We start from the raw sequence: 13,595 nt of genomic DNA, 5'->3' as shown, positions 1-13,595 counted from the left end.
GGCGGATCCGCATTAACGCCGGTGACGGGATCATCAGCGGTCTCGATCACCGCGCGATAGAGGTCTTTGCCGATGCGGCGATCTTCACCCTCTGGCGTGGTGCCCGCCGTCCATTCGATCTCGGACAGCGGGACATCCGTGGTCATGTTTGCCTCTGTGACATCAATAGGCTCGATGATGATCATGCTGCCCCCTTCGTGGTCTGACGATCCCGTTCTGCTCGCTTCAGGGTTCGTTCTGTCGCTCCGGTCGCCTTGGAAATCGGGCCGAGATAGCCTTCATTTCCTTCCCGCAGGCGCACCACCTCTTTGCGCAATTCGCGCAATTCGGACACGGTGCCATCGTCTCGCGCGCTGCCAACGCTGGCTGAGCGAGGCTCTGTGACGATGTGCTTGCGCTCTAAGGCTTTGATCTGGGCGATACGGTTTGCTTCCGCCTGCGCGCGGGTCGCAGCAGCAATCCCGGCTGTCATTTGACCGATAGCACCGCCCAGGGCGTTCACGGCGCCAACAACATTCTGGACACCCTGATTGATACTGGGCAGCCCGTTCTCCGCTCCAAGCGCACCCTCAACCAGCTGCTCCATACTCAGACGGATCGTTTCAAGTTCCGCCATCCGGACCTCAACCCGCTCGGAAACCAGAGCATGTCGATCCGCAGTATGGGTCAATTGCGCAACTGCATTTTCAACCTTGATGGCAGCAACATACTGCCCCAACGACATATCCAGAGTTTGGCGAGCGTCCTCCAGGATCTGATCGAGGCGCTGCATCTCTTCCTGATGATGCAGCGTTGCAAGGTCGATTTGCTGCTGCAGCGCATCAACAGCCGCTTCATCAGCTGACATCTCGGATCGTGCTTCTCCGGCACGACCTGAAATGATGTTAGACGTGCGGTAATAGTCAGATAGATAATCCGCATAGTTGGAGAAACTGGCGGAGTTATCTTCCCCCAACACACCAAGAGCCTTGGATAGTTTTGCAGGATCAGACCCGCCACCCTGGACATACATCAAGGCGCGCCGACGTTCCCATTCAGCGCCCTCTGCATCTACACGCCGACGCGATTGAGCCGCCTCATCCAGAGTTTCAAACAGAGCGCGCGATGCCTCTGCCGCCGCTTCGAGCGTTTCCAGACGACCGGACAAAGTGCCAATAAGCTGCTCATGTGCGGAGGTGATCGCTTCGCGCTCAACACCGACAGAAACCTGCAGGCGCTTGAAGCGCAAACGCAACCGATCTTCAACAATACCGAGCTGGCTTTGCAAATCATCAGTTGCCGCCTTGATCGCGGCATTCAGGTCAGACAAAGCAGATCTGATATTTTGCTCTTTGAGTTTCTGCGCTTCAGCCTCCAACTGCGACAGGCTATCGCCTGCCCCTTCCAGCGCGTCCGCTGCCTCTTGCGCGTTGCCATGCACAACGGCGAATTCATCCGCGAGACTGATCAAAGTCACATAGGCGGTGCGCCCCTCTTCGGTTGTCCGGTCGAGACCACCGACCAAGTTGCGAAATGCCTCATGGGTGGTCGGCAAAGTCAGGTTCAGTTCGCCAGCGGCCTCATCAAGGGCTTTCTGCGCATATTCCTGCCGCTTGGCCTGCCGTTCCACATCGGTAAACATCAGCTCGAAGTAGGAACCGAGGCCGGTTGTGAACTGCTCAACACCGCCAAAGGCGTCCATGAGTGCTGAAGCGCTTTCAGCCGCCTTGAGACTACCCTCGAACAGAGATTGGTTTAGCAGTCCAAATCCCTCATTTGCAGTGATCAGCGACCCACCTAGCCGGGTGAGTGTTTCATACGCCCCCTCACCCTCTTTGGCATAGTCCTCCGTCTCTAAGACCAGATCGGCCATGCCGTCGCCGAGCTTTGTCAGCTGTTCCTCGAATGCCTTTGCGATCTGTTCCTGACTGCCGGCATTCTGGCCTGTCAGCCAGATCGTGAACCCTTCAGCAGTGAATTCCTTGATCGCATCGGCCCCAAGGCCCATCGCTTCCGCCATCTTCTCGACATTGGTGCGAACCGCGTCAGCACCGTCGTCCAGAAGTTTCTGGATCTCAGGTCGCGTATCATAGTTGACCTGCTTGTCACCGCGCAGGAATCCACCATCCCAGAAATCGAATTCGAAACCGTCAAACCCGTCCGGTCCAAGAGATCCACGTACCGCGCGCCCGTCGTATTCTCGTGACAGGCCCTTAGCCAGAACGGCAATGCCAATGGCGATTGGACCAAGAGCACCAGCAAAGCCTGCGATTGAGGTTAGCGAACCCGTCAAAGCCGCGGCACCCTGGGCACCTAGGAGGCCGGTATATGCACTAAGGCCACCGCCAAACAGAGTAGAGGCACCCAAGCCAAAACCGCTGACGAGGCTACTGCCCAAACCGCTGAGACCAAGTAAACCACCAGCCGGATTACCACCGCCGCCGCCAGAAGCACCACCGCCGCCCAATCCGCCCAATGCTGAGGCAGCATTTCCAGCAAGCGAACCGCCGAACCCCAAAGAAAGCATGATCCGGTTTTTGGCAGCAGTGCTGATCAATTGGATCAACCAACGCTTGAAGATATCACCCATGCTATCCAATGTGCCCTTGAACCCATTGAATAGCCCCTCTGTGAGGGTATCGGTTAAATCGCCCACCAGCGGCAGGGAATCCGCCAATTCCACGTTCATGTTGGCGACTGCCTTGGCCATCTCTTCGTCAGAGAGTAGCCCCTTGAGCTTAGCAAGTTCGGCCAACTCATCATTGTACCGCGCAATCGGGCTGAGACTGGAACGAACTGCCGCAGCTTCTTTTTTCAGCTGATTGGTCGACTTGGCACTGGCGCTCGAAACCTTCTTGAGATTGCGCTCTCTCTCACGAGCAACCGTGCGCTCTTTGTCCAGGGTCGCATCAAGTGCGAGACCATGCGCATACTGAGCGGCTTCCGCATCAACGGCCAATTTCTCCAGCCAAGTCTGAGCGTTTTGACGGCGCGCATCGAATTCCAGCTCTTTGCGAAAGCGTTCGGCTTCAACGGCTGCGCTTTTGATCGATTGGCCAGCCCGCAGAGCATCAATTTCGGTCTGCTTTGCTGCATTGCTCAAGATCCCGCCGCCGATGGCAGACAGCGATCTCATGATTGCGCTCACCTCCGCATTCACACCCGATAGAGCCGCAGCCCAGTTGAAAGTCTCCCCACTCGCCTTTTGGGTTTCCGAGACCGCCGCTGAAGCGGAGTGAATGACACCTTTCAACTGAGTAACAGCCGCAGTAAACGCCGAAGGGATCTTGACACCTTCGGGGTATATTTTCTGGATCACATCGAGTGCGTTTTGCGCCTGTCGTCGGATATCCTCCAACCCTTGCGCATTTTTCAGTTCATCGAAACCGGATTTGATGGCCATCACCTGCTCCGGCAAAAGGCCAATCGCCTGAGCCGCAATATACGCCTCATCTTCCAAAGCTTCGAAATTCTCTTGGAATATCTGCACCTGTTCAGAGGTCGCACCAAGTGCCTTGTTGCGCTCAAGCGCGCTCAGCGCATCATCCATTTGGGTAATGACAGAAGCCGCATCACTGAGGTTGGCAAACAGATCAAAGTTATCTGTTTTCAGGGCGTCCATGGCCCGCTTTACCGACACACCGGACAGATATTCATATGTTCGGCGAACATCTTCAGCGAAGACACCGAATTCCTCGATCAAATCGACGGTGCTACGGCGGGCGATCTCTGAATATCTGCTGTAGTCATCAAGCGCGCCCACTACCGCATCAACGGCTGACGCATTCAATCTTGCCTGCTCAGACATCCGTTCTGAGGCGTCACCCATATTCAGCAGCGTAGGTGCCAGGGCGGCACCAATTGCCAAAGCCGTCCCAAGCCAAGGAACAATAGTGCCGATGCTGCCACCCAGCATTGAGAAAGCACCGGCAGCTTGAGGAGCCTGCTGCGCAACCGCCCGAAACCAGCCGATCATCGGGCCAGAGACAAACACGTCCTGAATCTGAAAACCCACCTGATTTGCGATATACCCGAATTTGTTCACACCTTTCTGCGCGCCAGAGGATGCAGGGCCAACCGCCGCCAGATTTTGCTTCAGCAGCTGCAGCGTTTCAACGCGCTCACGATCAGATATCACGCCCGCTTTTTGGGCAGCGGTCAGGGTCTCAACGGCGGCTTCAAGCTGTTTTTTCCTTGCATAAACCGGGTCGATGCTGGCCCGCAGCCGCTGATAGCCCTGTGCAGCAGCCGCTGTGATGGCAGCTTCCTTCTTTTTGGCCTCAGCCATACGCTCTGCTGCAGAGGTCAGACCAAGATACTTGGTTGCCGCCAGATCCATGACGCGATTTGCATCGGCCTGACTGGCCACACCACTACTGACGGCAGTTTTGACTTTTTCGACAACCGCCTCATATTGCTTGGATTGAGCATAGACCGGATCAAGTGACGCGCGCAGGTTGTCGAAGGAACGGGCATTTCGATCAAGGTCAGCAGCCCATGCACGCGCTGACGCGGAACCGCGGCTGTTTGCCTGTACCAGCCCCATGACTGCCAGAGTGTGATCTTTGACCGATGCCTTGGTCTTACTGACATTGGTATCCCAACCACGTTCCATCGCGCTCATCGATCGCAGGGCATCGCGCGAGGTTTCGTCGAAACTCCCCCTCAAAGAGCGAAGAGAGGACCGCGTTGATTGCACGCCCGAATGGAACCCAGCAGCATCAAAGGAGGCAGAGGCGCGAACTGCGCCGATTTCATAAGCCAAAGCCATCACTCCCTTGGATGCCATTCATTGAAACGAAAAAACGCCCCCGATCAGGAGGCGCTTTTGAGAGCCGAAAAACCGGCCTTGAGTGTGTCGTTGATGAGCTGGCGCTCGTACTTGATACCGGGGTCTTTTTCCGGGCAGTCCTCATAGGCTGGAGAGACCACAAAGGGATCGCTGCCAAGGTGAAGCCCGCTCACATAATCGGCGCTCATAGCGCGCAATTGCTGGGCTTCCCAAGGTTCAAGATCCAGCCCCGCCGCCGATGAGAAAGCTTGGATTTCTGACCAGGCAATCGGCCTTGCACCACCCATCGGATCGAAGATGCACCAGCCGAGCATTTCCGGTGCCATGAAATCCAACAGGTATTCCACCCCGCTTACGTCTGGAAACCCGAATTCAAGTTCATGCTTTTGCCAAATCTTGAAACGATTTGACTGCCACTCTTCAGGACGTGCGGCAAGGAATCCCAGATGTCTGGAATAGAGCCTTAGGCGGTCGAGGCGTTTCCCAGAAACCCTGCACGCGAGGCGCTGAAGTCGCTCAGCTGTTTGACAAAGGCTTCCTCACTGGGGTGCGCGTTCAGCCGGTTCAGGTTCAGGAGCCATTCCGCATCCTCAAGGCCGATCTCTTTCTTGCCCTTGCGGATATTCTTGAAACCGATGATCCGGGGGATGATGATCTTTACCGCCTCGTTATGAAGGTCATCGAATGTGACAAAATCATCCTCGCCATCGTCTGCAGAAGGCTTTTCCTGGGCCTTGGCTTTCTGACGCATTCGGGATTGCTCACGCACCGACGCGGCCTCCTGGCCCTTCACGGTGATCAGGCAAGGCTTGCCATTATCCGCATAGGGATCTTTGTCATTGTCAAAGAGCGGTTTGCCTGTAGCTGCGCATTTGAGATGATAGTCCGCGCCCTGCTCTGAAGCCGCAACGCTGTCAAATTTCGTGAAATCCATGTGTGTTTTCCTTGTTGGTTCTGCGGTTCAAAAGGGCCGGGGGAATGAACCACTTTTCCACCCGGCCCAACCGTTCGCGAGAACGGATCAGACAGTGCTTTCGATGATCTCATCGGGCTGCAATTCGATCGTGGTGGGCGCAGTGACGACCTCACCACCCCCACCCACATTGGGGCGAAACTTCATGACCAGGCCGACCATGTAATAGACAGAGCCGTCCTGAAGCGTGATCGAGAAGTAGTAATCATCATCGCTGGCCAAGGCTTCTTTCATCAGGGCTTGACCGGCATCAGAGTTGTCGAGAGCGATGGTGGGGTTCAGCGTACCGTTGTTGAAAGTCCCCTTGCCTTTCTTGGTGCCGCGTGAAGCGAGCGGATTATGCGTCACGGCCTCCCACTCTTTTCCGAACTCACCAACATTGGTGACCTCGCCCAATACGTCGAAGCTAGCGGCATCGAAGCCCGCTGCATCGTGAGTGGCAGGTTTCGTTTTTGTGATGCCAACGATCACTCCTGACCCGGTTTGAAAACCCATGTGATTGATTCCTTCTGATGTATGGGAACTTGCGTCTTAGACGCCTGTTGAGGCTGTGCGCCTCTTACTCTGGCTTCGGCTGAAGAGCCTCTGAGAACTCAACGAGGACTTCACCGTCCACATGCGTTGCGTCGGCAACGATGCCCCGATAAGTGACGCCATTTGCGAGACTGAATTCCAAAACGTCACCGCGTTCAGGAACTGTCGATCCCTTGAACTTAGCGACAGGGTGGGCGGTTTCGTTTGCCCGCATCGGGCTACGGCCCAGCGTGACCCCCTCCACCACGGTGACAGGTGACTCCGGTTTGGTGCCAAGTGTGGCGCGCGACGGCTTGGAATGCGGGGCTTTTTCTTCTGCCACAGCTGATCTGTCCGCCAGAGCGGTTGATTTTGTGTCCATAGGAACAGTCCTTTTGCAGTGTTGTGAGTGCCGGACTACCGGCGTTCTATTCGCGCCAGGTCAGCGCAAACGTCAGAGAAACCCTTGCCGCCGCCGCAGGATCATTGCTGAACCCATCACGAATTGAAGTCAGCTGAACATTCAGGAGGGGACCGCCTAGATGGCCCTCAAGCGCCGCCCGCACATCCTTTTCAACTGGGATGCTCTCATTTACATCGCGGCCCCAGCAATCGATCTGGACAGACCCCCGCATAGGCCCGTTGCTGGCCAAATGTTGATCACGTCGCCCGCCAACCCGCGTCAATGACACGCGCGGCAAGCCCTGCCCATCGCGAAAATTCCCCCATTCAACCGGAACACTCAGAGCCGACTGGAGGAGTTGCAGGAGGTAACGTTCCATCATCGCCCCCGCGCGCCGCGACGGTTCAATGTGGCTTCAATTTCCTTGCCGATTTCTTCGGCAATCCCACTCAAGATAAGATCTTTATGGGCGTCCCAAGCCGGTCCAAGGCTGGGATCCGGAGCAACCGCGCCAACATATTTTCCGCTCTTGTGATATCGCGGTTCAGTTCCAAACTCGACCAGGTGAGCATGTGGCGCTGCCTCGGTAGAACCGACATACATCGTAACAGCTGTGTTCGATGGGCTGACCTTTGGCTGACCTTGGCGCAGCTTTTCTGATACCCCGAAGGCTTCCTGACCCGCACCGGCCCAGAGATTGTTTGCTTCCCGTGCCACCGGTTTAAGCTGTTTTTTCAACGCGCGGCGAATGACAGGCTTTCTTGCTGCGCGCGGCAGCGCGGCCAAGGAATCGTCGATTTCATCCACCCCGGCAAAATTCAAAACGGATTTCATGGGCGCTCTCCCTGCGTCATAAGAGGGCACTCTCAACGATGAGAAAAACCCATTTTTTGTCAGAGAGGGCATCCACTTCGCGCACGTTGTAGCGCGCGCCTGGCAGATCATCATCCGGCCCGTTTCCGTCGGGCAGTCCGGTGCCAACAGTTCGCATTCGCCAATCTGAAGCGATGTTAGGTGCGCATCCGATCTTACGGATTTTGATCTCAAAAACTGAGCGCCCTTGAAGGCGGGCTGCATCAACAACTTCGGACCCTCGCTTGTAGGTCACTTCTGCCCTACAAATCAGTGTCTCAAAAAAATCTGTCGCATGCCCACCATATTCACCCTCATCGCCCACTTCCGGCCGGTCAAACGCGACACGGATCATAGCGCAAAGGCCCGATATCGTTCAGTTAACCGATCAACACCCCGTTGCACTTGTTCAGGAATGCCTTTGGCTGCGTCCGCAAGTGGCTGGTCATAGTAGAACTTAACCAACTCGCGCGCTGCTGCCTTAAGATCCTCCGGCACCTCATCCACCGATGCAAACCCAGCCGTAAACTCTAACGATACAGCATCCGGGCGATCAGCAGCCAATGGCCACGAATGACCGCCAACAGCAACCAACTGGCGCAACCGGCCACGCCCAACCAGCGCGTAGCGTTCCGCCGGAATTGTTGCAACTGAACCCGCCTCTGTTTGATAACTCAGAGCCTCAACTGAGCGGATGCGCACGAAGGGCAAACGCAGGAATTGATCGTCAAAACATGCCCCCTTTCGCACCCAAGTTTGTGAGACCAGAGGAAATCCCAGCCCGCCGAAGCCATCCTGGTCTACATCCAACGCCGCAGATGCGGAGGCGATGGCTCGCGAGATTTCCGCATCCAGTTCCGGGTCCTCCCCTTCTGGTGAAATAATGCGCAGCTTGTCCTTGGCATCCGCCAAAGTGATGAGGTTGACCGCGCCCCCTGTAAGCCTCTCTAGCCACATCCACCGCGCTCCCGCTAGTCTTTGGGTTTGGCTTTGCCAGCCGCCTCTGACGGTGCCGAACCATGGCTTGCATTTTGTGGCGGCGCAGTCACCTTGTGTTCCGGCGCAACCTGCTGGCCCGCCCCGTCGCCGCCCGGTTCAGTCACCGCCTTAAGATCTGTTTCAACCGCTGGTTCACCTTGGCGCACAGGGGTAAGAACACCCTTGTCCACCAAGTGAGATACAGTTGCCTCTTTGGCCGTACGAACGTCGCCAGACCGATACGGCTTGTCGCCCAAGTGTGGGCGCAACACTTTAAAGTCCATGAAATGTCACTCCAAATTCGAGAGAGGGAAAGGCGACCTGCCGCCTCTCCGATTGATGAGAGAACGGGCGTTAGTCCGCCTGACGTCCAAAATCGCCATAGATGAAAGATTCATCACGATAGACCGCCAGAGCCAGACGCTCTTCCGCCAGGACAGTCACCTTGTTGCGTGTGAAATCATCATTCTGAAAGCCAGTTTCGATGCGAGACGTCCACTGATCGAAGATCTGAGCGCCCATATCGAAAGCCCCAACCAACACCTTATCCAGCGCCATGGCCGGGGTCGCGACCACCGGCAAGCCCCAGAGAGTAGGCGACAACGTGCCCTGTGGGTTGCCGATGATATATCGGCCCTCACCATCCTTCAGGGTTTCGATCCACGCCCAGTCCGCAGGGTGCATAACGATACCGGTGGCGGGATATTCAGCCAGCACCGCCTGCAACGCCATATAGCGCACTTTGTCAATCGAAGTCCCCGCTGGGAAACCGGCAGGTTGCGCAAAGGCCGTGGCTTGCGGAATGATGCCATGTAGATTTTCACCCGTTCCATCGCCAAACAGCAACTGCTGCTCTTCCTTAAAGGACAGCCCGTACAGCAATCGGTTGTCGATGATCGAGCGGATCTGCGACACATCGGACAAGGTCTGTTTGGAAGCCCGGATCCAGTGCGCGATGACCTTGGTGCGGGTCTGGATTTCTTCGATCTCAAAGTCAGATTGCGGCTTCAAGCCGCCCTCGGCAACCACATCTGCATTATTGGAAAACCCGGTTTCGCGGTCATAGTCGATGTTGGGCTGATCCGTCTGACCCGGCATCAGAAGGCCACGCACTGTCATCCGACGCTGAGGCAACGGTGCAATACCAGGCAGGTGGTTGGAATGCACAGCCGAGCCCATGCCGCCTGCACCACCGGTCGTGGTCGTCAGATCCGCCTTGACCATAAGTTCAGCGCTGTCGCTTTTGCGAGGATTATCCTTGAAGCGCTGGAAATCTTCGCTCTCAGTAAACTGACTGCCGACAGATTTGACTTCAGTCGCATTGCCACCGCCGGTGCGATCTAGCTTTTGTTCCAACTCTTCAAGACTACTCTTGAGTCCACCAAGCTCAGTCAAGGCATCATCGGCCTTATCTTTCATGGACTGGCTCAGCTTCTCGCCATCTTTGGCCTTGCCCAGAGCATCTTCCGCGATTGCCTTTACCGCATCAAATTTTGCTTCAAACGCAGCTTTCATTTCCACTGCAAGTTCTGCAGCAGATTTGGTTTCTCCCGACATGGGAAACCTCCTATGTATGATAGATTGAGTGTTGGGTCAGAAACCCATGAGGGTCGTTAGAAACACCCTCGCGTCAGTTTCCGCTACAGCAGGATCCCCCTGCCCTTTCAGGTGGACGCGCGCGGCACGCTCCGCCTGTGAATTCGAGAGGCCAAGCCCCTTGACCGTTGCCTCGAATTCCCGCTCCGTCAGCCGGGCCCCGGCCTTGAGCTTATCAATGAGATCTGAAGGCACATCGCCCTTGCTGGCCACTCGCGCAGTCGGCAGCATGGGAAAAGTCACCAGAGACACTTCCCAGAGATCAACCTCTTGCAACACGCGATTGCCGCCGTCGTCTTTTTGCGCACTGATGGTTCGATAACCGATCGACAATCCGTCTATCGAGCCAGCCTTTATCAAAGCAACCGCCTCTCGCCCTTTCTCGACCTCGGTCAAAATCCGACCCTTAACCCAAAGCCCACGGTCATCCTCGCGCAGCTCCTCCCAAACACCAATCGGGTGTGAGGGATCATGCTGCCATAGCATTTTCACCTTGCGACCTTGTGCAGCCAGCTTAGAAAGGCTCGCGGCATACGCACCGGGGGCAACAATATCCCCGCCTTGATCTACCTCTCCGAACAGACTGGCATAGCCCTCAATTGCACCATCTGATCCAGCCGCCTTCAGATCAAAGGCCATATCTTTTGTCTCAATGGACATCAGCTTTCTCCTGTTTCTGAAAGTGGGATATTCTGCATCTGCATCCGTACGACATCACCGCCCTCGACAGGTTTGCGACCTTCCAATTTTCGGACTTCGTTGATCGTCATCCCACCGATTTGGATCATAGTTTGATAAAAGCTGGCACGGCTTTCACTGTCGCCGCGCAGCAGCCCATCCATATTGATCCGCGCCGAAATCCCTGCCGCCCGATCCGAAGGTGTTAGAAGCTGTTTACGCACCGCCTGCTCAATCCGCTTCACCCGGCGGCGCAGGTAAAACTTGGTGAACATGAGCACCTGCTGATCCACACTGGTCGGCCAAGCTGTCGACGCGCCGGCATGCCCGATCAAAACTGGCGGCACCTGAAAAAAACGGCATATTTCTTCTACAGAATACAGCCGGGTTTCAAGAAGCTGCGCATCCTCAGGTGAAATACTCACCTGATCGTATTCCATTCCGCCTTCAGCGATGAAAGGTTTACCAGAATTCGCCGCGCCGACATATTTTTCCACAAGACGCTCAGTCGTAGCGCGCTGTTCCGGCGTCAGCCATTCCTTGAACTTGATCAGGGCGGAGGGTCGCAAGCCATTTCTGAACATGCCAGCAACAGTGCGATCTGCTGCTAAAGCCGAGGAAAAAGCTTGCATCCCGTATCGCAGTGTCGACATCCCACCAAGAGGGCTTCCCCCAGGTCCGCGAACGTGAAACACATCGCGATCAAGACCATTGAAGGGCTTGCCATCGTCCGTCCAGCGATATTCGAGCCGACCATCCTCACGACGACGTACTGACATCAAATCTGGATTCACCGGGTATAGTGCAACAACTTTGTCACCACGACGCTTCACCGAAGCATAAGCATTCCCCCACAATTCCAAAGAAAGATTCATGAAGTCCCAGAAATCCAGCGCTGTCTGGTCGTAGTTCGGGCTTTCATAGATCACCTGGTGCAATGGATGCGTGCCAGCAACCTCCGCAATCCCATCTTCCGTTTGGCGCACGACCTCAAACGGCAAGGATGACAAGGTGCCACTGATGAGGTTCGCACACCCCCAAACCGCCGAATGCCCCAAACTGGAATGTGCCGAAACATGCTCACCGGCTGCACCGACGTTCCCATCCATGCCCCGCTCATCAGTCCACTTAACAACGCTGTCGGATTTTCGCTGCAGCCCTACTGAGGCGAGCACCTTCGAAATCAAGGTCATGTAGAGGCTCCGAGTGCTGCAAAGAAGCTATTGCGACGATCCGCTTCATTGGTGTCTTCAGGCACCTGACAAAGCGGCCAGATGGCGTTCATGGTGGCGATCATTCCATCAATGGAATCCTCAGGCACCTGTTTGGTCGGATAGATGTAGTCGCCGCCCTGCACCTGCTTTTGCAGAGTGTTGCCTGCCATCCAGGTCAGCACTTCATTACCGTCATTGATCACCCTGTGATCCTCAACACTGGCAATCAGCTTGTTAAACGGTTCATTCAGGTTGGCCGCCCTAGATCGCAACTCAACAGCAGTAATCCCCGCGCTTTCCCAATTGGCGGCCATCTGTGCCGCAAAGGCGGCATCATAGACAACCATCTCAACATCAAGCGCCGGCACATCAGACCAACCCCAAGTGTCATCACCCAACCCGGCAAGCTGCATTACCAGAGCCTCAACAATGTTGAGATCTAGCTCCGCCCCCGGAGTGGTGTAAATCAAGCCACCTTTTTTCCATCCCCAAAGATGCTCGTTTCCCGGTGCATCCACCACCTTTTGCGGCAGGAAATGCCAGCTAAACAGGCGATATAGCTTACCATCAGGGATCAATGCCACAACGCTGGCAGGGTCTCTGCGAGTGGCCAGATCCACGCCGATATAGGCCTTGTGCCCACGATATTGCGCGAGCGTCATACTGGCGTCCTCACTGGCCCGCCATGCCTCCATATCGATGGCTGCAGCGCCAACACTGGTCCAAATATCCAAGTGTTTTCGCAGAAACTCGCCCATTGCTGCCGGACTAGCCGCTGCCTTTTCCCACTCGTCTTGCATGTATTCCAGCGACTTTGCGGTATGCAGACTAGGATTGGCCTTAGCCCAGGTTGCAGGATCACTGGGTTCGTCACCTTCATCGGCTTCAAAGATTAGCCCAAAATAACGTTCGTTCTTTCGGTCGCCATCCAGCAGGCTCTGCAGGTACTTACGCTGCTCGAAACAAATGCCACCAGTGTTATAACCTGCTGTCGTAATGGCAATCAGCAACGGTTGCTCACGCGCCCCAAGGGCCGAAGCCATAGAATCCCAGACATCACGCTTATCGTGCTCGTGCAGCTCATCCACGATCGCGCAATGCGGATTCTTGCCATCCTTGGATTTCGTCTGGCTCGCAATCGGCTGGAACACCGCCGCCGGATCCTGCGTCTTTATCTTATGCTCTTCGACCGTTAGCCCCAGCACCTCATCCAGACCCACACCGTCAGCCTCGCCAGTCACCGCCATGACGCGCGCCGCATCAAAGACAATCCGTGCTTGATGCGTCGATGCCGCCGCCGAATAGACCTTGGCACCCGGTTCGCCATCTGGTCCCAGAAAGTAGAGACCCACACCAGCTAATAGCGTGGACTTGCCATTCTTGCGCGGCACCTCAACATAGGCTGTCCTGAAGCGTCGCAGCCCCGTCACCATATGACGCCAGCCACCAATCTGGCTGATCATGAAGGCCTGCCAAGGCAGCAACGTCAGGCAATCACCGCGCGCCGCCCAGGCTCCCTCAATATGCGGCAATGCCTCGATAAAGGCACACATGTGCTCTGAGGCCTCGCCATCGAACACATAAGGGAACTCATCTGTTCCGGCCCGCTTAAGATCA

The 13,595-nt window shown here is 55.8% G+C and carries 13 protein-coding genes and 1 pseudogene; all 14 read right to left on the bottom strand.

Annotation, left to right across the window (positions count from 1 at the left end):
- A partial coding sequence (locus OO25_RS22025) for a hypothetical protein (RefSeq protein ID WP_040182967.1) occupies nt 1–185 on the bottom strand: 185 nt, incomplete at its 3' end.
- Entirely contained in the window at nt 182–4,750 is a 4,569-nt protein-coding gene (locus tag OO25_RS22020; protein WP_040182966.1) for a hypothetical protein, read from the bottom strand. The genes OO25_RS22025 and OO25_RS22020, both read right to left, overlap by 4 nt.
- A 44-nt stretch (nt 4,751–4,794) precedes the next feature.
- Nucleotides 4,795–5,097, bottom strand: coding sequence for a hypothetical protein (locus OO25_RS22015; protein WP_242407098.1), 303 nt, complete (start codon nt 5,095–5,097; stop codon nt 4,795–4,797).
- A gap of 137 nt (nt 5,098–5,234) precedes the next feature.
- On the bottom strand, nt 5,235–5,705 hold the full coding sequence (locus OO25_RS22010; RefSeq protein ID WP_040182963.1) for a hypothetical protein: 471 nt from the start codon (nt 5,703–5,705) through the stop codon (nt 5,235–5,237).
- An 87-nt stretch (nt 5,706–5,792) separates the two neighbouring features.
- Nucleotides 5,793–6,239, bottom strand: a complete 447-nt coding sequence (locus OO25_RS22005) for a hypothetical protein (RefSeq protein ID WP_040182962.1) — start codon at nt 6,237–6,239, stop codon at nt 5,793–5,795.
- 64 nt (nt 6,240–6,303) lie between these two features.
- A complete protein-coding gene (locus tag OO25_RS22000) occupies nt 6,304–6,639 on the bottom strand; it encodes a hypothetical protein (RefSeq protein ID WP_040182959.1) in 336 nt (111 codons plus the stop codon).
- Between the two features lie 399 nt (nt 6,640–7,038).
- Complete coding sequence (locus OO25_RS21990) at nt 7,039–7,494, bottom strand: hypothetical protein (protein ID WP_040182957.1); 456 nt, start codon at nt 7,492–7,494, stop codon at nt 7,039–7,041.
- A 16-nt stretch (nt 7,495–7,510) separates the two neighbouring features.
- Nucleotides 7,511–7,867, bottom strand: coding sequence for a head-tail adaptor protein (locus OO25_RS21985; RefSeq protein WP_040182956.1), 357 nt, complete (start codon nt 7,865–7,867; stop codon nt 7,511–7,513).
- Nucleotides 7,864–8,424 carry a hypothetical protein gene (locus OO25_RS21980; protein WP_242407097.1) on the bottom strand — a complete coding sequence of 187 codons (561 nt, stop codon included), beginning with the start codon at nt 8,422–8,424 and terminating at the stop codon, nt 7,864–7,866. Before OO25_RS21980 ends, OO25_RS21985 begins: the two co-directional genes overlap by 4 nt.
- Nucleotides 8,425–8,483: 59 nt before the next feature.
- Nucleotides 8,484–8,774 (bottom strand): hypothetical protein, encoded by a 291-nt coding sequence (locus tag OO25_RS23105; protein WP_175304869.1) that lies wholly within the window; start codon nt 8,772–8,774, stop codon nt 8,484–8,486.
- A gap of 70 nt (nt 8,775–8,844) precedes the next feature.
- On the bottom strand, nt 8,845–10,047 hold the full coding sequence (locus OO25_RS21970) for a phage major capsid protein (protein ID WP_040182951.1): 1,203 nt from the start codon (nt 10,045–10,047) through the stop codon (nt 8,845–8,847).
- A 228-nt stretch (nt 10,048–10,275) separates the two neighbouring features.
- Nucleotides 10,276–10,746, bottom strand: a pseudogene (locus OO25_RS21965) (HK97 family phage prohead protease); the annotation flags it as partial.
- Nucleotides 10,746–11,957: a phage portal protein gene (locus OO25_RS21960; RefSeq protein ID WP_040182947.1), complete on the bottom strand. Its 1,212-nt coding sequence runs from the start codon at nt 11,955–11,957 to the stop codon at nt 10,746–10,748. The pseudogene OO25_RS21965 and the gene OO25_RS21960, both read right to left, overlap by 1 nt.
- A complete protein-coding gene (locus OO25_RS21955; protein ID WP_255352607.1) occupies nt 11,954–13,531 on the bottom strand; it encodes a terminase large subunit in 1,578 nt (525 codons plus the stop codon). The genes OO25_RS21960 and OO25_RS21955 overlap by 4 nt, the downstream gene beginning before the upstream one ends.
- Nucleotides 13,532–13,595: the final 64 nt, after the last annotated feature.

Source organism: Phaeobacter sp. S60 (genome assembly GCF_000826845.1).
Lineage (GTDB): Bacteria > Pseudomonadota > Alphaproteobacteria > Rhodobacterales > Rhodobacteraceae > Phaeobacter > Phaeobacter piscinae.
This window is presented reverse-complemented; position numbering and strand designations above follow the sequence as displayed.

What these genes read in the sequence shown, in the direction of transcription:
- OO25_RS22020 (WP_040182966.1), bottom strand. Translation starts at nt 4,750, where the DNA reads ATGGCTTTGGCTTATGAAATCGGCGCAGTTCGCGCCTCTGCCTCCTTT.
- OO25_RS21955 (WP_255352607.1), bottom strand. Translation starts at nt 13,531, where the DNA reads ATGTGTGCCTTTATCGAGGCATTGCCGCATATTGAGGGAGCCTGGGCG.
- OO25_RS21985 (WP_040182956.1), bottom strand. Translation starts at nt 7,867, where the DNA reads ATGATCCGTGTCGCGTTTGACCGGCCGGAAGTGGGCGATGAGGGTGAA.
- OO25_RS22005 (WP_040182962.1), bottom strand. Translation starts at nt 6,239, where the DNA reads ATGGGTTTTCAAACCGGGTCAGGAGTGATCGTTGGCATCACAAAAACG.
- OO25_RS22010 (WP_040182963.1), bottom strand. Translation starts at nt 5,705, where the DNA reads ATGGATTTCACGAAATTTGACAGCGTTGCGGCTTCAGAGCAGGGCGCG.
- OO25_RS21970 (WP_040182951.1), bottom strand. Translation starts at nt 10,047, where the DNA reads ATGTCGGGAGAAACCAAATCTGCTGCAGAACTTGCAGTGGAAATGAAA.
- OO25_RS22000 (WP_040182959.1), bottom strand. Translation starts at nt 6,639, where the DNA reads ATGGACACAAAATCAACCGCTCTGGCGGACAGATCAGCTGTGGCAGAA.
- OO25_RS23105 (WP_175304869.1), bottom strand. Translation starts at nt 8,774, where the DNA reads ATGGACTTTAAAGTGTTGCGCCCACACTTGGGCGACAAGCCGTATCGG.
- OO25_RS21990 (WP_040182957.1), bottom strand. Translation starts at nt 7,494, where the DNA reads ATGAAATCCGTTTTGAATTTTGCCGGGGTGGATGAAATCGACGATTCC.
- OO25_RS22015 (WP_242407098.1), bottom strand. Translation starts at nt 5,097, where the DNA reads ATGGCACCGGAAATGCTCGGCTGGTGCATCTTCGATCCGATGGGTGGT.
- OO25_RS21960 (WP_040182947.1), bottom strand. Translation starts at nt 11,957, where the DNA reads ATGACCTTGATTTCGAAGGTGCTCGCCTCAGTAGGGCTGCAGCGAAAA.